Here is a 19668-nt window from a genome sequence, read left to right as displayed (position 1 = left end):
CGCGCACATTTTTTCCTGTGGATCCTGCCTGTGCCTCACTCTTCCCGCGTGTTTTTCCCGCAGCCTTTTCTCGATCGGATGCAGCAACTGCTGCCGGATGCGAACGACTTCGATCGCTTTATTGCTATCAGCCAGCAGCCGCTGCGCCGCAGCCTGCGCGTTAATACGCTGAAAATCAGCGTTGATGACTTCCTGGCGCTGGTTGCGCCCTGGCAGTGGGCGCTCACGCCGATCCCGTGGTGCGAAGAGGGTTTCTGGATCAGCCGCGACGATGCGGATGCGCTGCCGCTGGGCAGTACGGCAGAGCACCTTGCCGGGCTGTTTTACATCCAGGAGGCCAGCTCAATGCTGCCGGTAAGCGCGCTGTTTGCCAACGGTAGCCAGCCGGAACGCGTGATGGACGTCGCTGCCGCACCGGGCTCTAAAACCACCCAGATTGCGGCGCGCATGGCGAACAAAGGCACCATCCTCGCCAACGAATACTCCGCCAGCCGGGTGAAAGTGCTGCACGCTAACCTCAGCCGCTGCGGCGTCAGCAACAGCGCCATGACCCACTTTGACGGCCGGGTATTTGGCCCTGCATTGCCCGAGTGTTTCGATGCGGTGCTGCTGGATGCCCCCTGTTCCGGTGAAGGGGTTGTCCGCAAAGATCCCGATGCGCTGCGCAACTGGTCGGAAGCCAGCACTGCCGACATCGCCGCCACCCAGCGGGAGCTGATCAACAGCGCGTTTCACGCGCTGAAACCTGGCGGTATCCTGGTTTACTCCACCTGCACGTTAAACCGCAGTGAGAATCAGCAGGTCATTGAGTGGCTGCTCGCCGAGTATCCCGGTGCCGTTGAAATCGAGCCGCTCGACCAGCTGTTTAGCGGCGCGCAGCAGGCCGCCACCGCGGAAGGGTTTCTGCACGTCTTCCCGCATATTTTTGACAGCGAAGGCTTCTTCGTCGCCCGCCTGCGCAAGCTGGAAAGCGTGCCGCGCCTGCCCGCTCCAGGCTATAAAGTGGGCAAGCCGCCCTTTAGCCCGCTTAACCGCAAGCAGCAGCAGGACGTGGCAGATGCCGCAGCAAAAGCCGGGTTGAACTGGAGCGATGAACTGTCGCTGTGGCAGCGTGATAAGGAGCTGTGGCTGTTCCCGCGTGCGATGGAGCCGTGGCTTGGGCGCGTCCGTTTCTCACGTATCGGCCTGAAGCTGGCGGAAACATTCCCGAAAGGCTGGCGCTGGCAGCATGAAGCCGCGATTGCGCTGGCGGATCCTCACGCGGCAAACGCGTTCGAACTGACCAGCAGCGAAGCGGAAGAGTGGTATCGCGGGCGCGATATCTATCCTGAACGCGACCTGCCTGCTGACGAGGTGATTGTCTGCTATCAGCAGCAGGCGATTGGCATTGCCAAAAAGGTGGGCAGCCGGATTAAAAACAACTACCCGCGCGATTTGGTGCGCGACGGCAAACTGTTCAGCGTGTAACAGCCTGCGGCCTGTCATCAGGCCGCATCATTACTGCACCTGGACCAGCGTCAGGTTATTACCAAACACTGCGCCGGTATCGATGTAGTGTTGGTTCCAGGCATTCAGCGGCGCCGGGAGCGGCGTGTGACCAAAGTAGAAATCATCGGCACCGCGGATTCTTGCCCCTTTACCGCGCTGCGCTGCTGCAACGCGCTCGCGCCCCCACAGCACAGCCTCCGTATCGATCTCCTTGCCCCAGGCATACTCTTCCGCCGGATAGTCAGCGTGCGCGATAACCGCGACGCGCTCTGCCAGCTGCAGGTGAAGAATCAGTGGCAATTCGTGACAACGTAACAAATTGCGTTTCACTTCCAGCACCGGTAAACCCTTCATGGAGTAAAACCAGTCGCCGCCGTTGCGGCGCCACATCTGACTGCCCGCCCCGCTCAGCGCATCCAGCGCCATCTGTTCATGATTGCCGCGCACGCAGCGAAACCACGGCTGATGCAGCAGCGCGAGGCAACCTGCACTGTTGGGACCTCTGTCGATCAAGTCACCTACGCCGATGACCAGATCCCGCTGTTGATCGAAATGAAGAGCAGCTAACTGCTGCTGCAACATGTCACGACAGCCGTGCAGATCGCCAACGATGAAAATATGCCGCCAGTTTTCCCCGTTTAAATAGTGGTAAAGCATCGCTTAAACCTTTCTTATCGGCACATATTGACGCCTGGTTTAGTGAATTTGCGATAAAGTATAGCCTTTCAGCCAGACAGGGACTCCAGCGTCATGAATAACCGTAAGCAGTTTTATTTCACGCTGGTGCTAATTACGATTGGCAGTTTGCTGATTATTGAAGTGTTGGCGCGGATGGTACATCTGATTGTGGTCGGGTGACTGACTCAGGCAGGATCATGGTGACAAGGGCCTTTGCGGCCCGAGATTCAATTATTTTAACGCACGCGGATTCTTACGCAGCGATGCAGTCCAGTTAAACTCTTTTACTTCACTCTCTTTCGCCGCGGAGGGCTTACGCGGTTTCTTCGCCAGCACAACTTTGCTGCTCTCGCGCATCACGCGCTCTTTCATTACCAGGCGTTTCGCCTCTTTGAGGATCTCTTTTTCCTCTTTCTTACTGGCAACATGACTTAATTTGTCCGTCAATGTTTTCACCCGCTGCTCCACCAACCCTTTCTCTTCTTCGGTAAACTGATCGATGGATATCTCTTTCTCGCTTTTCATGCAACAGGCTCCCGGCCAGTATTCAGCGCTGCGGGTATCCGCGGCGCCGGGCCACCTGACATCGTAAAGTGCTGCGTGACGATCTACAAGCAGTGATGTCATTTGTAGTGCGAATTTGACTAAGGTTGCCCATTTACCCGCAAAAATGTGAAGATGTGGCGGCATAATCAGGAAAGATGTGCATTTAAGGAGTGATTAAAATGTCAGATGCCCAACTCTATAACTCATCCCCGCTGTTTCGCATTCGTGGAGAGCTGGTCGCCAGCGTTGAAGATGAGCAGGGAGAAGTTTCGGTGATCGATAATAAGATTTATCGACTGATGAGCTTTGACCGGGTCTTTGAGCAAAGCAAGATGCAGAAGAGCCGCCCTGAGCTGCCGGTGCATAAATACATCAGCGCGATGCTGATGGCGGCAGCGCTCACGCCGCTGGATAAGGTTCTGCTGCTCGGGCTGGGCGGCGGCTGTCTGGTGCGCGCGCTGCATGCGCACAATCCCGCCATTGCTATCGATGTGGTCGAGCTGCGCCAGGCCGTGGTTGACGTGGCGAAGCGCTACTTCTGTTTGCCGCTGAGCAACGATATTCGCTATCAGGTAGACGACGCTGCACGGTTCATCGCCAACGCGCTGAAAGGCCACTACTCGCTCATCTGTTCCGATCTCTACTCCGCCAGCGCAGCGGTTCCCCTGCAGTCGACGCGCGCCTTTTTGCGCCACTGCGCCCAGGCCCTGCAGCCGGGGGGTTGGCTGGTGCTTAATCACCAAACGGCCCCCGATGAGGATTCTGCCTTTTCCGATGCGCTAACCTCCCTGTTCAGCACCGTACTGTACTGCTCGACTCCGAGCGGGAATGTGGTGATTTATGCCAGCCGTGAGCACTGTCCTTCACCCTTGTCTGAGCTGCGCGACCGGATGAAGAAAAGTGGTGCGCTGTTTCAGAGTGACTTTTCCCTGCTGGCGCAAAAGGTCTACCGCTGGCCAGGCTCCCGGCCGTAACGACTCTTTTCGTTTTATGTTGCGCACGTTATTGCCGTAAACCCGCCGCTGGTCTACTTTTAGCGCGTAACCAGATAGCATTTTAATAACAGAGACCAATCAATGATCATTAAGGGCTTAAGTAAGGGATTTTTCATCTTCATACTGGCGATCACCACGTTCGCTTTTTTACACATCCTGGGACCCTATTTCTCCGCCATTCTGTGGGCCGCCATCCTGGCGATTATCTTCCACCCGCTGAAAACGAAAATCAGGAAGCATTTGGGTGACCGTAACGGCCTCGCTTCACTGATTTCATTGGTAATTATCTGCCTGATTGTATTCATTCCGCTGGCCATCGTCGCCTCATCGCTGGCGCTGGAATTCAATGCGTTATACAACCGCATCCAAAATAACCAGAGTGAACTGACCTCTGCCGCGGCCGGGGTGATCAACCATCTTCCCGACTGGCTGCGTCACTTCCTTGCCGAAAACAATCTGAACGATGCCAGTGCTATTCAGGAAAAACTCTCCGGCGTGGCGATGAAGGGCGGGCAGTTCTTTGCGGGTAGCCTGATGATGATCGGTAAAAGCACCTTCAGCTTTACCGTTGGCTTCGGCATCATGTTGTACCTGCTGTTCTTCCTGCTGAAGGATGGCGCTTACCTGGTTAGCCTGGCGCTGGACGCGATCCCACTTTCACAATATGTGAAGCAGCATCTGTTTGTGAAGTTTGCCGCGGTATCTCGCGCCACGGTAAAAGGTACGGTGGTGGTTGCCGCCGTACAGGGTGCGCTCGGCGGTATCGCCTTCTTCTTTGCCGGGATTCAGGGCAGTATTTTGTGGGGCTCGCTAATGGCGTTCCTGTCGATTATTCCGGCGGTGGGTTCCGCGATTATCTGGCTGCCGGTAGTGCTGTACTTCTTCTTTACCGGGGCAATCGTTAAAGGGGTGATCCTGACCTTCTTCTTTGTGGTGGTGATTGGCCTTATTGATAATATCCTGCGCCCGCTGCTGGTCGGCAAAGATACCAAGATGCCGGACTACCTGATCCTGATCACCACGCTGGGTGGTATGGAGATTTATGGTATTAACGGCTTTGTTATCGGACCGCTGATCGCCGCGCTGTTTATCTCCTGCTGGAATCTGCTTTCAGGCCGCGACCATCGAGGTAATACCGACGAAATCGATCGCGACTTTATGGAAGAGGGTCAAAACCATCCGGAAAAAGAGATCGAGTAATAAGTCACGGGGCTGAATAAGGCCCCGTTTTTTATTTGGCTTTTCGCTGTCGGTTTATGAGCCGCTACGTAATTTCTGTTTTTAAATTAGGGCTATTAGCACTTAAGCCACCTTCTTTGCTGCCCAGTTTGAATAGAGCATCACGGCGGCCCCCACCAGCAGCATGACTATAGCCGTTGGGAACATCTTCTCATTCGTCCCCCCCAATCCGCCTGCCCCCAGAAAGTACACTGCCGCGAGGAGCGCTTTAACGGCTTTCAATACATTATTTTGCTGCTTCATACAGATGCTGCGAACCGCCCATGCACCCAAAATTAACCCCATAAAACCTAACACTGTTCCCATTGCATGAACCTTATAAGGTTAATTAAATAACCTGTTTACGTTAATTTTACAGGTAATATTACCTGCCATATTTACGAGGCGCTACGCAAATTTGTTTGATGAATGAGATTAATTAGCCAGACGGGAGTATTTTATCGGCGGGTGCTTGAGGCTTTCTGCCTTAAGCATGTTGCAGACGGCAGAAAGAGAAAAGCCCCACTTTGACTCTTAATCAAAATGAGGCCATCTCTAATGCTCCACAACATTAGGTTAGCTTCTTGCGTGCCGAAAGGCAAGGAGACGCAACCATGAAGCAGCAATGGGTGATTACGGTCACCGCTCTGATTATCATCGCGGCTATTGCGGTCGTGCTGGTCAGCAGGAAAGACCTCTGTGAGGTACGCATCCGAACCGACCATACGGAGGTTGCCGTCTTTATGGCTTACGAATCCAAATCGTGATGGCAACCGGCGGGGAGCAATCCCCGCCACTTTGTTGTTGGGCTGTTAGCGCTTAAGCACCCTTCTCATTCCAGGATCGTTTTGAGGTCTAAAATTAAAGTCATATCTGGACACTCTGTTATCAGAGTGGAAGCCAAAAAATAGTTTGGACGGCAAATTGACATCATAGCCCCTGGGCTATACATTAACTCTATAGCCTTTAGGCTATAAGGAGCACAGGATGTGGGAAGTTAATACTTCGGACCTATTTGATAAGTGGTTTGATAGTCAGACGGAAGAACTACAGGAAGATATACTGGCGGGGTTGGGGCTGATTGAGGCCGGAGGGCCAAATCTTGGACGTCCTTTTGTTGACACTGTACGTGACTCTATATTTAAGAATATGAAAGAGTTGCGAGTACAACACAAAGGCGACCCCATCAGAGCATTTTTTGCATTTGACCCTGAACGAAATGCTATAGCGTTGTGTGCTGGTGATAAGAGTGGGGTCAACGAGGCTAAGTTTTATGCTGATATGATAAAACTAGCCGATAGAGAGTACCAAAAACATTTAGATAGCCTGGAGAAATGAGATGGCAAATTTAAAAGAACTGATGGCTAAACGCTCTCCAGAAGGCCAGCAGCGCATCAAAGAGAAAACAAACGAGCTATTGATAGTTACAAGACTCGACCAACTGAGAGAGGCGGCAGAAGCGTCTCAAACCGGCGTAGGTAAAGCTATGGGTATCGCACAGCCGACAGTGGCGGCGATGGAACAGCGTGGCGCAGAGATTAAAGTTTCGACCCTGAAGCGATATGTTGAAGCTATCGGTGGGACTCTCAATGTTTCTATTGATCTCCCTAACGGAAAACACCTTGAATTAACTATGTAAGGCACCAAAAGTCTATTGCTGGCGCGCCTGCGCCAGCAATCAACTTGTGACGTGATTACAGCATGCCACTACACAAATCTGCCTCAACATTCACGTAACCCGCTATTACCTTATTTTTTAGCTGACCAAAATACGCGTCCGCCAAAATCTTCTGCATAAGAGGTACTAACCCGCCAGTCCATCGAACTAAATGCGAACCCCAAGACGTCCCTACCCTCAAAATCAGGCAGTGGTCGCGCCGTTGGGCAAAGCAAAGCTCATTTTAGCACTCCTGTGGTAATATAAGGTTAGTAATCATTAAAAGAGGTAGTTTTATGTCAAACTTTGATTTTTTTACTCAGACAGATATATGCTCATCAATTATCAGAGCTGAGGATTTATTAAACACTGGGATTTTTGAAGAAACTAATCGTGGAAATCCACTCTTCCGCTCTGCATTCATCGAATTACTAATCCTGGTCAACGATTTAATGCATAAATGCAAAGGCATTAATCATAAAATTTGTTTTTCGGAGGACATAACTCCCTTCACTCACCCGACATCCGCGAGGAAAAATGTTTCGGACGTATTTGATGCTATTAAACACTGTCGTGATGCGATGTGTCATATCGATGCTGATCAACACATGCTTACAGCAGAGGGTGTAAAAGCAACTTTCAATACTTGTTACGGCAAAGGCATTATACTTCAAGTAAACAGCACACGATTGGAGTCGAAATATGATGATGACATAGCATTTCAAATTGGACCACAAGTATTATATATGAATCGTCATATTCAACGAGCATTTACCGACTGCAAGGCCATTTTAACTCCATTACTTGCGCCCATGCATCAATTACGATTGTCGATGCGATAATTCATGCTGACGGGGATTGTGAATCTGGTTGTCGTGGGAACGCCCGCATACTGCGCGGGTTCCCCGATCATGTAACAGACGAAGCCCTCCCCCTCCATTTCCGTGCCATTCTCTAACAGCGCTTCAATACCTGCGGCAATTTCCTTTCCCTCAGCTCTGCTCTGAGCTGCCGGGATAACCACTTTCACCTGATAAACGCCTTAGTTCACCTTGTACTTTAGCAAGATTAACCGTAGAGGGTGTGGCGGGCTTTACAACAAGCAAAGTGGTGAAGAATTCGCACAAAAGTTACTCGGGCATAGGAATGTTGAACAAACAGATGAGTACATCGACGGGCGCGGTCGAGAGTACACTATCATTTAGACCGGGAAATGTGTTTTCGTGGATTTTTCGTGTAATTTCGTTTTTCACGAGAAAATATCTATACTATTCTAATGGTTAAAAAAAGACCGAAGACGATTCCTGTCTTCGGTCCAGGGAAATGGCTCTTTTCAGAGCCGTGCGCTAAAAGTTGGCATTTATGCAGGCGGTTACGCCTTGCACTTTAAAAGGTAGACCAGAAGTGGGGGATTTCCAGCCAGTTGTCAACAGCCCGGCAACTGATTGTTAGCGCTGTGATCCCGGCTGCATATAACCAGAGGGTTTTGCTGCGCGGCACGAGTTAACCGCTCAGAAATCCAGGCTGGCGAACCGCGACAGATGCGCCAGCGCTGAGGATCAGCGACAGAGTTTTTCGGCGCGGGCGATGATAGGCGCCAGGCTTTTCTTCTCGCCGGGATGAGTGGGATCGTCTGCCAGAATCTTGTCGATAGGGAAGCCTTTTGACTGGCCGGATTTCACCTTCGCCTCGGCCTCGGCGTTGAGCGGATACTGCACCAGCGTGCCGTCATTGATGGCAAACAGCACGTTGCCCTTTTCGCAGCTCAGCATGATCTCTTCGCGGGTAAACGGCCAGTTGTCTTTGCCCATCTCAAAGCGGCTGACGGTTTCAATTCCGGCCATTGCGCTGCTGCTAACGCCCAGTGCTACCAATAACAGTGCCAACTTTTTCATCTCTATACCTCAAACAATAAAACTTAATCTGCCATGTGAATAATCATCGGGCTTATGACGGTTCCAGCGTGGCAAACACGCTGACCGTCAGCACGACCGCCGCCGCCAGCGCTATCTCAGCCAGCGTGGTGGTCATAAAATGTTGCTGCGCCCCTTCTCCGCTGCGCTGAAAGCGCGGCACCAGCCAGTAGCGGTTAAACAGGGCGATGGCTATCATCGCCGCCACCAGCAGGGTTTTTAACAGCAGCAGCTGACTGTAGAGGCGGAAACTGCCGGGCGGCCAGCCAAGGATCAGCAGCGCGTTGACCATGCCGCTTATCAGCACCAGCGCAACCGCCAGATGGCCATAGCGCGAGAAGCGCATCATGGTACAAATCGCTTCATACTGCGGCTTATCCTGGCGTGCTAAGCGCATCAGCAGCACCACCGGCACCAGTCCTCCCGCCCAGAATGCGGCAGCAATCAGATGCACCATCTGGTTAGTGCGCTGCAGCACGCCCATCCAGCCCTCAAGCATTGCCGCGTGCCCGACAAATGCCAGGCCGGCGAGCTGTGTCAGCGCCATGAGCAACAGGGCCGTTCTGGCGCGCACTGCCGCGCAGCCAAAGTGCGAGGCAGCCCAGCAGCGCGCAGGCTAACTGGCCCTGCCAGACCAGGCCGAACCGGGTTTGCAGCACGGCAAGCCAGGTTTCCCCATCGAGAATATCCTGCCAGCCATCGCCCATTAGCCCGGTCTGCGCGGCCAGCAGTAGCAGCGCGCTCAGGAACGTCAGCCAGCTGGCAGCGCGCATCAGCGGCATCAGCCGCTGGCTGAGTGGCTGGCGATAGTGCTCCGGGGCCAGCATAACCGTCATGGCACCCGCCCCCGCCAGCGACATCAGCGCGCTGAAGTGCACAAAACGGCACAGGATGTAGACGCCTGCCAGTGAGATCATTACGGCACGCTAAAGGTGTAGTTCCCTTTTGTCTTATGACCATCTACTGACAATACGTGCCAGCTGACCTTATACTCCTCACCCCTTTTCAGCGGCTGCTTGAACTGCACGCGCAGCGTGTCGCGCTGGCCTGGAACGCGTTTCGCCTTTAGCTGCGGCAACGGCGAGTTATCCATATGGGTCACGACGATGCCGCTAAACGCCGGCTCGACATTTTCAGTAAACTGGATGGTCAGCGCATTGGGATATTGACTGCCCGCCGGATTTAACGAGGTGTATTCACTTTTAAGATGTGCATGAGCAGAAGCCTGCTGGGCAAAAAGAGCGGCAGTAAGTAAGCCGGAGATCTTGAAGAAGTTACGCATGAATCGCAATTATCCTTAACAATGCGCAGCACCTTGCTGCCTGAGGCCGAAAGAATACTCCGCTTAAAAACCAGTGTCGAGGTGATAGCAGCTATCAATCCACGCTGAAACTTGCTAATCCGTGCCTTCTGCATTACTTTCTGCCACAAACCATCGGGAGGACATTATGAGTTACAATCTGGCCACGCTGCCGCAGGATGAGAAAGATAAGGTTAACGTTGATCTGGCCGCCGCAGGCGTGGCGTTTAAAGAGCGTTATAACATGCCGGTCATCGCCGAAATGGTTGAGCGCGAGCAGCCAGAAGCGCTGCGTGACTGGTTTCGCCAGCGTCTGATGCATTATCGTCAGGCCTCACTTTCACTCTCCCGCCTGCCCTGGGAACCCAAGCAAAAATAGCGACTTGCGTTTTGCTCCCGCTTCGGTTGAGATAAGACACCTACTTTCTCGTCTCGGGGGAGCACCTATGTCCAGTTGGACTATCGCTGCAGCACAGTCAGGTTCACGTCCAGGGGATATTGCCTGGAACCTTCAGCACCACCTCGAATTTGTCCGCTACGCCGCTGTACACCATGTTGATCTGCTGATGTTTCCTGAACTTTCCCTGACGGGGTATGAGCTGCCGCTGATGGCGAAACTGGCGATGAGCACTGACGATCCGCGTCTGCAAGCCTTCGCCGATGCCGCGCAGGAGCATCAGATGGGGATTAGCATCGGCCTGCCGCTGCAAAGTGGTAAAAACGTGCGCCTTTCGGCACTGACCTTCCTGCCGGACGGCACCCGTCTCGCCTACAGTAAACGCAATCTCTTTGGCCCGGAGCAGCAGATATTCACCCGGGGCGAAGCCCTGCCGCTGTTTGGCTATCAGCATCACCATGTCGCCATCGCCATCTGCGCCGATATCAGCGTGGAGGAGTATGCCCGTGATGCCGCTCACCGCGGTGCCGATCTCTATGCTACCAGCGTGCTGGTGTCAGAGAACGGCTACGAGACCGATTGCGAGTACCTTGCCCACTGGTCGCGCGAGTATAAAATGGCGATCGTTATGGCCAACCATGCGTGGCCGAGCGGGGGTTATATCTGCGCCGGAAAAAGCGCTTTCTGGGATCAGAGCGGTCGCCAGGTAGTGCGCGGCGGCGAGGGTGAGCAGCTGATTGTTGCCCGGCGCAACGCCAGCCATTGGCAGGGAGAGGCACATCCGTTACCCTGCCCGTCAAATCTGTAAACGGGAGAAGTTATGTTACGCGTGATAGACACGGAAACCTGCGGGCTGCAGGGTGGCATCGTCGAAGTGGCATCAGTCGATGTGGTGGACGGGCAGATCGTCAATCCGATGAGCGACCTGATCTCCCCCGACCGCCCTATCAGCCACCAGGCGATGGCGATCCACAGAATTACCCCAGCGATGGTGCACGGTAAACCGACCATCGAAGAGGCTATCGGTCGCTATCACGGCAGCAGCCATTACGTGGCGCATAACGCCAGCTTTGACCGCCGCATGCTGCCGGAGATGCACGGTGAGTGGATCTGCACCATGACGCTGTCTCGCCGCCTGTGGCCCGGCCTCAAATACAGTAACCAGGCGCTGCGCGAGACGCTGCAGCTGGACGTCGAGCCCCCTGCCGATCTGCACGCCCACCGCGCGCTGTACGACTGCTACGTCACGGCCGCTTTACTGATCCGCATTATGTCGTTTAGCGGCTGGGATGCCGCCGAGATGGTGCGCCGTATGCAGGTGCAGGGCTCGGTAAATACCTTCCCGTTCGGCAAATATCGTGGGCAGAAAGTGGATGAAGTGGCGAAGAAAGATCCGGGATATTTAAAATGGATGCTAAAAAATATCACGGATCTGAAGCCCGACTTACGCAGTGCTATGCAGCGGGCGCTGAGCGCGGTTGATTAAGCGTTCTGACCGGGCAGCAGTCCGGTCGCCAGCGCGATAAGAAACGCATATTCCAGCGCCACGCCTTCATACGCTTTAAAACGTCCTGATTTACCGCCGTGGCCGGAATCCATATCGGTGTCCAGCAATAGCAGGTTGTCATCGGTCTTCAGCTCGCGCAGTTTTGCCACCCATTTTGCCGGTTCCCAGTACTGCACCTGGGAGTCATGCAGCCCGGTCGTCACCAGCAGGTGCGGATAGGCCTGGGCGCTGACGTTGTCATACGGGCTGTACTGTTTGATGTAGTGGTAATACTTTTCGTCGTTGGGGTTACCCCACTCATCATACTCACCGGTGGTCAGCGGGATCGTCTCATCCAGCATGGTGGTGACAACGTCAACAAACGGTACCTGCGCGACGATGCCGTGGAAGCGCTCTGGCGCCATATTCATTACGCTTCCCATCAGCAGGCCACCGGCGCTACCGCCCATGGCATACAGTTTTGCCGGATCGCCGTAACTTTTTTCCACCAGCGCATGGGTGATGTCGATAAAGTCGTGAAAAGTGTTGAGCTTATTCAGCAGACGCCCATCGTCGTACCACTGCTGGCCCATCTCACCCCCGCCGCGAATATGTGTCAGGGCAAAGACAAAACCACGGTCAAGCAGGCTGAGACGGCTGGCGCTGAAGTCGGCATCCATGCTGCTGCCGTAGGAACCATAGCCATAAACCAACAGTGGATTGCTGCCCGGCGTAAAGCTGTCCTTGCGGTAAACCAGCGATACCGGCACTTCAACACCATCACGCACGCTGATCCACAGACGCTCGCTGAGGTACTTACCGGCATCAAACCCCTTCACTTCGGTCTGCTTCAGCACTTCGCGCTCGCCGCTGTCGAGATCCAGCTCAAACAGCGTATCGGGTGTGGTCATTGAGGAGTAGCCATAGCGCAGCTTGCTGCTGTCCGGGCTGGGGTTGTAGCCGATCCAGGTGACATAGGCCGGGTCATCGAAAGCAATGGCGCTGCTCTCCCCGCTCTGCCAGTTGATCTGCCGCAGGCTGGTCAACCCACGCTCGCGCTCCTCCACCACCAGCCAGTCGCGAAACAGCGCATAACCCTCCAGCACGATGTTGTTACGCGGGGCAATCAACGTCTGCCAGTGCTGCTCCTCGAAACGCTCACTGCGGTATAAGCCGAAATTTTTGCCTTCGCGGTTGGAACGTATATAGAACTGTTGCTGGTAGTGATCCACGCTGTATTCGTGATCCTTGCGGCGCGGGCTGAAAACCTGCGGCTGCGCATCCGGCTGCTCAGCATCCAGCAGCAGGATCTCACTGGTGGTGCTGCTACCAAGCGCAATAGCCACAAACTGCTCAGAGGTGGTCTTATAAACGCTGACGTAGAACGTATCGTCCAGCTCCTCATACACCAGCTGGTCCTGCGACTGCGGCGTCCCAAGCGTATGGCGCCAGACCTGATAAGGCAGCAGCGTCTTTTTGTCTTTCAACACATAGTAGAGCGTGCGCGAGTCGGCCGCCCAGGTCATGCTGGAAGCCACGCCTTCCAGCACCTCCGGATACCACTCCCCGCTGCGTATATTGCGCAGGCGGATGCCATACACCCGGCGCGAGAGGAAATCTTCCGCCACCGCCATCACTTGGTTATCCGGGCTGATCGCCACGCCGCCTAAGGTATAGAACTCGCTGTCAGCGGCACGCTCGTTGCCGTCCAGCAGCGTATCCCAGACGTCCGGGGTTGTGGTCTCAGCAGGCTGGCGGGTATAGAGGGTGTACTCATTGCCCTCTTCATAGCGGCTCTGATAGCGGTAGCCTTTTTTCACATAGGGCACTGAATGGTCACGCTGGGGGATGCGCTCGACAATTTCCTTCAGCAGCTGTGCCTGTAGCGCCTGCTGCGGCAGTAATGCCGCTTTGCAGTAATCATTTTCAGCGCGCAGATGCGCCAGCACCTGCGGGTTTTCACGCTCATCGTCGCGCAGCCAGTAGTAGTTATCGGTGCGCGTATCGCCGTGCAGCGACATCACATGAGGGATTTTTTGTGCTTTAGGAGGTGTCATATTATCTTCGCGGTTGCTGTGTCTGTCTGTAAGGTTGGCAGCAACCAGGCTGATTGCCAAGGGGTTATGGCGAACAATCTGGCAATCAGCACGGGGGATGAGCTGAAAGGCGATAACTTCACCGCCTTCAGGTTCAGGCAGGAAGTTTTTGTTTTTCGGCGCGGATATCCGTTTCAATCGACTGCCGCACGTCGGCGGGGATTTTCAACGCATCGCCCAGCGCCTGCAGGTAGCTGCGCTCCATAAAGTGGTCGACGTCGATCACCAGATTGCTGAGGAAATAGACTTCCAGCGCTTCCTCTTCATTTTTCACATCCGCAGCCAGCGTATTCGGGTCCAGTGGCCGGTCGATGGCGCGCTGAACAATCTGCTCGGCCTGCGTGCCCAATCCCGACTGGTGAATATGCTGATCGATGGCTTTGCGCTCTTCTGCATCAATATGCCCGTCGCTTTTTGCCGCGAACACCAGCGCTTCAATCAGTCGTTCAGCGCGGCGATCGACAGGCGTGCTCTGCTGGCCGAACTGCGGCTCATCCTGATGCGTTTCGCTGACGCGCTGCTTATATTTATTCCACAGCACGGCACCTGCGGCGGCGCTGCCGCCAATGATTAGCGCATTTTTACCGTATTTAGCCAGCAATCCACGCGATGACTTACTGGCAATCAGTAATCCAGCCAGCCCGCCGAGTGCCCCGGGCGCCAGCATCTTGCTCAGGCCTTCACCACCGGACGATTTACCCGCTTTGCCTAATACCGTCTGAATCTGTTGCAGCCAGTTGCTCATACTCACTCCTTCATTGCCAGAAAACACCACAATAGGTGACCCCGCGTCAGGAAACGTCAAAGCATGAAAAGGCGCTAAAATTTTCACTGTTTGTTACCGTTCCCCTGCTGGTGGAGACGGTAATTTGTTCCTATTTTAAAAGGCCAGGGGAAAACAGCTTAAGGAGCCACATGAGATTTTCAACCAATCCACTCTTTATCAATACCGTACTGTTAGGGGGCAACCCGCAGGAAAAGCTTGCAGCCGCTGCCCAGGCAGGTTTCGCTCAGGTTGAATTGTGGCAGCAGGATGTTGAGGCAGCAGAAGGTGGCGTGGAAAGTCTGACGGCGTTATGCCGTTCGCGCTCGCTTGGTCTGACCGATTATCAGGTTCTGCTGGACTTTGACGGCGCGCCGGACGATCTGCGCGACAGCAAGCGCCAAGAAGCCCTGCGGATGATGACCACGGCACAGCAGCTGGGGGCATCTACCGTACTGGTTCCCGCCTCAACCCATGCGCGCTGCCAGGCTGAACGGGTGGAAGACGATCTGCGCTGGCTGGTGGCGCAGGCCGCCGGGCGGGGATTACGCGTGGCGTATGAAGCGATGGCCTGGAGCCAGCAGATCAATAACACCGCCGCCGCCTGGCAGCTGGTGAAGCGCATCGATGCGCCCAATCTGGGGCTGGTCGTTGATGCCTTTCATATATTTGTGCGCCAGCGCAGCGTTGAAGATTTGGTGGGTATTCCGGCAGACAAAATTTATCTGGTGCAGCTCTCCGACCTCGACAAGCAGCCGGAAGATGGCAGTCTGGTTGATGTCGCCCGTCATCAGCGCCTGCTGCCGGGAGAGGGCCATTATCCGCTGGAGGATTTACTGGGCCATTTGCAGAAGATTGACTACCGCGGGCCAATAGGACTGGAGGTGTTTAACGATCGGCGTAAGGCGGCCGATCCGTTTGCTACGGCAGCAGCGGCAATGAATGCCCTGCGTGGTGTACTGTAGGGTTGAAGCATGCGTCCCCAGGGGTCAGGGTCAGGGTCAGGCATGCCTGACCCCTACAGAGCAGGTTAAACCGCGCGCAGTTTGCCTTCGGCGACGTCTTCGCTGCCGTCGGCCGCGCTGCTCTCTTCCGGCAGCTTGCCGGTGCGCAGGATCTGCTGCAGCGCGTCTTTATTCTCGGCCAGGTAGAGGCCAAGCGCCTCGCCCTGCTGCTCGTCTATCTCCAGCGGGCTGGCGCTCAGCCAGTCAGAGAACACTTCCGCCATGTCGAGCATCTTGTCGTAGGCATCGGCTTCTTTCTTGCTGGCAAATGTCATCTTTTCCTCACCTTTTCTGACGACAACGTATTTGATCTCAACAGCCATGATTTTCGTCCCGTTTAACTGTATTTTTATACAGTATAGCAGCGGCGCTTTTTTGACTCAAGTGCAAACTGCCGGATGAATACGCAAACGTTTTCGTTTATACTGCGCGCGTTTTTTTAATCCATTCAGGTAGAGATTATGACGACTCTTGGAACCGCGCTGCGCCCTGCAGCAACCCGCGTAATGCTGTTAGGATCTGGTGAACTGGGCAAAGAGGTGGCGCTGGAGTGCCAGCGTCTGGGCGTGGAAGTTATCGCCGTTGACCGATACGCAGATGCCCCGGCAATGCACGTTGCGCACCGCAGTCATGTTATCAACATGCTGGATGGCGCCGCGCTGGCTGCGCTGGTCGCCCAGGAGAAACCGGACTTTGTGGTGCCGGAGATCGAAGCGATTGCCACCGATATGCTAATCGAGCTGGAAAAACAGGGCCAGCACGTGGTGCCCACCGCCCGCGCGGCGAAGCTGACCATGAATCGCGAAGGTATCCGCCGCCTGGCGGCAGAAGAGCTGGCGCTGCCTACCTCAACCTACCAGTTCGCCGACAGCCGTGAAGCCTTTCTCGCAGCGGCTGATGAGATTGGCTTCCCGTGCATCGTCAAGCCCGTCATGAGCTCATCCGGCAAGGGTCAAAGCTTTATTCGCACAGCTTCGCAGCTGGATGCCGCCTGGGAATATGCCCAGCAGGGTGGCCGTGCCGGCGCGGGCCGCGTCATCGTTGAAGGCGTGGTGAAGTTTGATTTTGAAATTACGCTGCTGACCATTAATGCGGTTGACGGTATCCACTTCTGTGCGCCCATCGGCCACCGTCAGGAAGATGGCGACTACCGCGAATCCTGGCAGCCGCAGCAGATGAGCGAACTGGCTCTGCAGCGCGCGCAGGATATTGCGAAGAAAGTGGTTACCGCCCTTGGCGGTCGCGGCCTGTTTGGCGTGGAGCTGTTTGTCTGTGGTGATGAGGTGGTGTTTAGCGAAGTCTCCCCGCGCCCGCACGATACCGGGATGGTCACGCTGATTTCGCAGGATGTTTCCGAGTTCGCGCTGCACGTGCGTGGCTTCCTTGGCCTGCCCGTTGGCGGCATTCGTCAGTACGGCCCGGCGGCATCGGCAGTGATCCTGCCAGAACTGGACAGCACTAACGTGCAGTTTGGCAATCTGTCAGCAGCACTCGGGGCGGGTTTACAGCTGCGCCTGTTTGGCAAGCCGGAAATTCAGGGTAAGCGTCGGCTGGGCGTGGCGCTGGCCACCGGTCATGATATTGATGATGCGGTACAGCGTGCCGTCGCAGCGGCTGCTCAGGTTAAAGTCAGCGGGTAATTGGCAGGCGGTAAAACTCAGGGCGCTGATATCAGCGCCCTTTTTTCATCTCTGCTCGCTTAACGTGCGCCCGCCACCGCTTCGCGCGCCAGCTGGGTAATACGCTCATAATCCCCTGCTTCCAGCGCGTCGGCGGGCACCAGCCAGGAACCACCGATGCAGAGCACGCTTTTCAGCGCCAGATAGTCGCGATAGTTTGCCGGAGAGATCCCGCCCGTCGGGCAGAAACGCACCTGCGGGAACGGGCCGCCAATGGCCTGCAGGGCTTTCACGCCGCCGTTAGCTTCCGCCGGGAAGAACTTAAATTCGCGCAGGCCATAATCAAGACCGGTCATCAGCTCAGACACGGTACTGATACCGGGGATCAGCGGCACAGAGCCGGCAACGGCCGCCTTCAGCAGCGGTTCAGTCAGCCCCGGGCTGATAATAAACTGCGCGCCAGCATCGGTCACTTCCTGCAGCTGCTGAGCGTTTAACACCGTCCCTGCACCGACAATCGCCTCCGGCACTTCACGCACCATCGCTTTCAGGGCATCCATCGCACAGGGAGTACGCAGCGTCACTTCCAGCACGCGCACGCCGCCCGCCACCAGCGCTTTCGCCATCGGTACCGCGTGCTCCAGCTTGTTGACTACGATAACCGGAACGACCGGGCCGGTGGTGAGGATCTGTTCTGCGCTTGTTTTCCAGTGACTCATCTGTGACCTTCTCCTGTCGGGCCTGCCTCCCGTCCTGGCGGATCGTTGCAGGCAAAAGTGACGCCTACAGCGTCAGGAATATGATTGCGTGCTCTACCATACAGGAGAAAGCCCGCAGGCGTCTATGCCACCTGGTTATTTTTAAAATGGAGGTTCATTTTTAATGAATCTGAATTTTGACCATAAAAAAACCCGCCGCAGCGGGTTTTACTGTTCAGGCATGAACTACTCGAATTCATTCCATGAGCGACCATCGCGGGTGATCATCGCGACGGAAGCCACCGGCCCCCAGGTGCCCGCCTGATAAGGCTTAGGCGCTTCTTTATCGGCAGCCCAGGCATCCATAATCGAGTCGACCCACTTCCACGCCTCTTCCACTTCATCACGGCGCACGAACAGTGCCTGAATACCGCGCATGGTTTCCAGCAGCAGGCGCTCATAGGCATCTGCCAGGTGCGACTGGTTGAAGGTTTCTGAGAAGCTCAGATCCAGCTTGGTAGTCTGCAGGTTGTGCTTGTGGTCCAGGCCAGGCACTTTATTCAGGATCTGAATATCCATGCCTTCATCCGGCTGCAGGCGAATGGTCAGTTTGTTCTGCGGCAGCTCCTGCCAGGTATCTTTGAACAGGTTCAGCGCCGGATTCTTGAAGTAGACCACCACTTCAGAACATTTGGTCGGCAGACGCTTACCGGTACGCAGGTAGAACGGCACGCCCGCCCAGCGCCAGTCGTCGATATCCACGCGGATAGAGACGAAGCTTTCCGTGGTGCTGGTTTTGTTCGCTCCCTCTTCTTCCAGGTAGCCAGGCACTTTTTTGCCCTGCACGAAGCCGGACGTGTATTGGCCACGCACGGTTTTTTCACGCACGTTGGTGTGGTCAATACGGCGCAGGGAGCGCAGCACTTTCACCTTTTCGTCGCGGATACGGTCGGCAGAGAGGTCCGCCGGCGGTGACATCGCCACCATGGTCAGAACCTGCAGCAGGTGGTTCTGGATCATATCGCGCATCTGGCCAGCCTGGTCAAAGTAACCCCAGCGGCCTTCGATTCCCACTTCTTCGGCCACGGTAATCTGCACGTGGTCGATGGTGCGGTTATCCCAGTTGGAAGCAAACAGCGAGTTAGCAAAACGCAGCGCCAGCAGGTTAAGCACCGTCTCTTTACCGAGGTAGTGGTCGATACGGAAAACCTGGCTCTCGTCGAAGTACTCACCGACCTGATCGTTAATTTCCTGCGAGGTCGCCAGCGAAGTGCCCAACGGTTTTTCCATCACTACGCGCGCCGGGTGCGCATTCAGCTTGGCAGTGCCCAGCCCCTTACAGATCGCGCCGAAAGTGCTTGGTGGCATCGCGAAATAGTTGATAGTGACGCGTTTTTTCTGGTCCAGCATCTTACCGAGGCGGGGGAAATGACTGCTGTCGTTCACATCCAGGTTGCAGAAATCGAGGCGGTTGCTGAGCTTATCCCACAGCGCTTCGTCGATTTTCTCCTTCATGAAGGTTTCCAGCGCTTCACGCACCACCTTGGTATAGGCTGCTTTATCCCACTCAGCGCGGCCAACGCCGATGATGCGGGAGTCCTCATGGATCTGACCGGCTTTTTCTAATTGGTACAGTGAGGGCAACAGTTTCCGGCGTGCAAGGTCGCCTTTGGCACCGAAAATGACCAGATCGCATGCCTGGGCTGTTTGTGTAACCGCCATTTCATTCTCCTCGTTGCAGGATTAGCCTGTCCCTAAAATTGCGTAGTCAGACAGACTCTTATTGTAATTTTGTTTCAATACAATGTAC

25 protein-coding genes are annotated in these 19668 nt (G+C 55.1%); 12 read left to right on the top strand and 13 right to left on the bottom strand.

Annotated features, from left to right (window positions below):
• The first annotated feature begins 30 nt into the window (after positions 1–30).
• On the top strand, positions 31–1467 hold the full coding sequence (rsmF, locus tag ACLI4M_RS19570; protein WP_099753652.1) for a 16S rRNA (cytosine(1407)-C(5))-methyltransferase RsmF: 1437 nt from the start codon (positions 31–33) through the stop codon (positions 1465–1467).
• A 30-nt stretch (positions 1468–1497) separates the two neighbouring features.
• Here rsmF and ACLI4M_RS19565 read toward each other — a convergent pair whose 3' ends face one another.
• Together ACLI4M_RS19565 and ACLI4M_RS19560 are read right to left on the bottom strand one after the other, a co-directional pair.
• Positions 1498–2145: a metallophosphoesterase gene (locus ACLI4M_RS19565; RefSeq protein ID WP_133623781.1), complete on the bottom strand. Its 648-nt coding sequence runs from the start codon at positions 2143–2145 to the stop codon at positions 1498–1500.
• 252 nt (positions 2146–2397) lie between these two features.
• Positions 2398–2691, bottom strand: a complete 294-nt coding sequence (locus tag ACLI4M_RS19560) for a hypothetical protein (RefSeq protein ID WP_048915856.1) — start codon at positions 2689–2691, stop codon at positions 2398–2400.
• A 200-nt stretch (positions 2692–2891) separates the two neighbouring features.
• Between ACLI4M_RS19560 and ACLI4M_RS19555 the strand changes: the two genes are divergently transcribed.
• Positions 2892–3686 (top strand): spermidine synthase, encoded by a 795-nt coding sequence (locus ACLI4M_RS19555; protein WP_133623782.1) that lies wholly within the window; start codon positions 2892–2894, stop codon positions 3684–3686.
• A gap of 102 nt (positions 3687–3788) precedes the next feature.
• Complete coding sequence (locus ACLI4M_RS19550; RefSeq protein ID WP_133623783.1) at positions 3789–4907, top strand: AI-2E family transporter; 1119 nt, start codon at positions 3789–3791, stop codon at positions 4905–4907.
• A 102-nt stretch (positions 4908–5009) separates the two neighbouring features.
• Here ACLI4M_RS19550 and ACLI4M_RS19545 read toward each other — a convergent pair whose 3' ends face one another.
• On the bottom strand, positions 5010–5252 hold the full coding sequence (locus ACLI4M_RS19545) for a hypothetical protein (RefSeq protein ID WP_133623784.1): 243 nt from the start codon (positions 5250–5252) through the stop codon (positions 5010–5012).
• A 287-nt stretch (positions 5253–5539) separates the two neighbouring features.
• Here ACLI4M_RS19545 and ACLI4M_RS19540 point away from each other — a divergent pair, with 287 nt between their 5' ends.
• From ACLI4M_RS19540 to ACLI4M_RS19525, 4 genes are all read left to right on the top strand, one after another.
• Complete coding sequence (locus ACLI4M_RS19540; RefSeq protein WP_133623785.1) at positions 5540–5692, top strand: Hok/Gef family protein; 153 nt, start codon at positions 5540–5542, stop codon at positions 5690–5692.
• 220 nt (positions 5693–5912) lie between these two features.
• Positions 5913–6263, top strand: coding sequence for a type II toxin-antitoxin system RelE/ParE family toxin (locus tag ACLI4M_RS19535; protein ID WP_133623786.1), 351 nt, complete (start codon positions 5913–5915; stop codon positions 6261–6263).
• Between the two features lies 1 nt (position 6264).
• The gene (locus ACLI4M_RS19530; protein WP_133623787.1) at positions 6265–6564 is read left to right on the top strand and encodes a helix-turn-helix domain-containing protein; all 300 of its coding nucleotides are present in this window, start codon (positions 6265–6267) and stop codon (positions 6562–6564) included.
• Between the two features lie 314 nt (positions 6565–6878).
• Positions 6879–7424, top strand: coding sequence for a hypothetical protein (locus ACLI4M_RS19525; protein WP_133623788.1), 546 nt, complete (start codon positions 6879–6881; stop codon positions 7422–7424).
• On the opposite strand, the gene ACLI4M_RS19520 is transcribed toward ACLI4M_RS19525, so the two are convergent.
• The 5 genes from ACLI4M_RS19520 to copC all read right to left on the bottom strand — a co-directional run bounded on the left by ACLI4M_RS19520 (position 7400) and on the right by copC (position 9777).
• Positions 7400–7606, bottom strand: coding sequence for a phage tail terminator-like protein (locus tag ACLI4M_RS19520; protein ID WP_366521330.1), 207 nt, complete (start codon positions 7604–7606; stop codon positions 7400–7402). The two genes, ACLI4M_RS19525 and ACLI4M_RS19520, sit on opposite strands and share 25 nt — an antisense overlap.
• Before the next feature lie 535 nt (positions 7607–8141).
• Entirely contained in the window at positions 8142–8477 is a 336-nt protein-coding gene (locus ACLI4M_RS19515) for a YebY family protein (RefSeq protein ID WP_133623790.1), read from the bottom strand.
• A gap of 52 nt (positions 8478–8529) precedes the next feature.
• Positions 8530–9042, bottom strand: coding sequence for a copper homeostasis membrane protein CopD (gene copD, locus ACLI4M_RS19510; protein WP_413449743.1), 513 nt, complete (start codon positions 9040–9042; stop codon positions 8530–8532).
• Complete coding sequence (locus tag ACLI4M_RS19505; RefSeq protein WP_413449742.1) at positions 8987–9412, bottom strand: hypothetical protein; 426 nt, start codon at positions 9410–9412, stop codon at positions 8987–8989. The genes copD and ACLI4M_RS19505 overlap by 56 nt, the downstream gene beginning before the upstream one ends.
• A complete protein-coding gene (copC, locus tag ACLI4M_RS19500) occupies positions 9412–9777 on the bottom strand; it encodes a copper homeostasis periplasmic binding protein CopC (RefSeq protein WP_048915848.1) in 366 nt (121 codons plus the stop codon). The genes ACLI4M_RS19505 and copC overlap by 1 nt, the downstream gene beginning before the upstream one ends.
• Before the next feature lie 166 nt (positions 9778–9943).
• Here copC and ACLI4M_RS19495 point away from each other — a divergent pair, with 166 nt between their 5' ends.
• From ACLI4M_RS19495 to exoX, 3 genes are all read left to right on the top strand, one after another.
• Positions 9944–10174: a DNA polymerase III subunit theta gene (locus tag ACLI4M_RS19495; RefSeq protein ID WP_048915847.1), complete on the top strand. Its 231-nt coding sequence runs from the start codon at positions 9944–9946 to the stop codon at positions 10172–10174.
• Between the two features lie 67 nt (positions 10175–10241).
• On the top strand, positions 10242–11000 hold the full coding sequence (locus ACLI4M_RS19490; RefSeq protein WP_133623791.1) for a carbon-nitrogen hydrolase family protein: 759 nt from the start codon (positions 10242–10244) through the stop codon (positions 10998–11000).
• Between the two features lie 12 nt (positions 11001–11012).
• On the top strand, positions 11013–11678 hold the full coding sequence (exoX, locus tag ACLI4M_RS19485) for an exodeoxyribonuclease X (protein ID WP_133623792.1): 666 nt from the start codon (positions 11013–11015) through the stop codon (positions 11676–11678).
• Here the strand turns inward: exoX and ACLI4M_RS19480 are convergent.
• Positions 11675–13735 carry a S9 family peptidase gene (locus ACLI4M_RS19480; RefSeq protein ID WP_133623793.1) on the bottom strand — a complete coding sequence of 687 codons (2061 nt, stop codon included), beginning with the start codon at positions 13733–13735 and terminating at the stop codon, positions 11675–11677. The genes exoX and ACLI4M_RS19480 overlap by 4 nt on opposite strands.
• Before the next feature lie 133 nt (positions 13736–13868).
• A complete protein-coding gene (locus tag ACLI4M_RS19475; protein WP_048915843.1) occupies positions 13869–14519 on the bottom strand; it encodes a tellurite resistance TerB family protein in 651 nt (216 codons plus the stop codon).
• A gap of 170 nt (positions 14520–14689) precedes the next feature.
• Here ACLI4M_RS19475 and ACLI4M_RS19470 point away from each other — a divergent pair, with 170 nt between their 5' ends.
• The gene (locus ACLI4M_RS19470; RefSeq protein WP_133623794.1) at positions 14690–15502 is read left to right on the top strand and encodes a sugar phosphate isomerase/epimerase family protein; all 813 of its coding nucleotides are present in this window, start codon (positions 14690–14692) and stop codon (positions 15500–15502) included.
• Positions 15503–15567: 65 nt separating this feature from the next.
• Here the strand turns inward: ACLI4M_RS19470 and ACLI4M_RS19465 are convergent, their stop codons facing one another.
• Positions 15568–15864, bottom strand: a complete 297-nt coding sequence (locus tag ACLI4M_RS19465; RefSeq protein ID WP_133623795.1) for a YebG family protein — start codon at positions 15862–15864, stop codon at positions 15568–15570.
• 138 nt (positions 15865–16002) lie between these two features.
• On the opposite strand from ACLI4M_RS19465, the gene purT reads away from it, so the two are divergent.
• Positions 16003–17181 (top strand): formate-dependent phosphoribosylglycinamide formyltransferase, encoded by a 1179-nt coding sequence (gene purT, locus ACLI4M_RS19460; RefSeq protein ID WP_133623796.1) that lies wholly within the window; start codon positions 16003–16005, stop codon positions 17179–17181.
• Between the two features lie 59 nt (positions 17182–17240).
• Here the strand turns inward: purT and ACLI4M_RS19455 are convergent, their stop codons facing one another.
• Together ACLI4M_RS19455 and zwf are read right to left on the bottom strand one after the other, a co-directional pair.
• A complete protein-coding gene (locus ACLI4M_RS19455) occupies positions 17241–17879 on the bottom strand; it encodes a bifunctional 4-hydroxy-2-oxoglutarate aldolase/2-dehydro-3-deoxy-phosphogluconate aldolase (RefSeq protein WP_048915839.1) in 639 nt (212 codons plus the stop codon).
• Between the two features lie 225 nt (positions 17880–18104).
• Positions 18105–19580 (bottom strand): glucose-6-phosphate dehydrogenase, encoded by a 1476-nt coding sequence (gene zwf, locus ACLI4M_RS19450; protein ID WP_048915838.1) that lies wholly within the window; start codon positions 19578–19580, stop codon positions 18105–18107.
• Positions 19581–19668 lie beyond the last annotated feature (88 nt).

This window comes from Erwinia sp. LJJL01 (assembly GCF_047300805.2).
GTDB lineage: Bacteria > Pseudomonadota > Gammaproteobacteria > Enterobacterales > Enterobacteriaceae > Erwinia > Erwinia aphidicola.
Note: the sequence above shows the minus strand (reverse complement) of the source record. Positions and strands in the feature narration are given on the sequence as shown.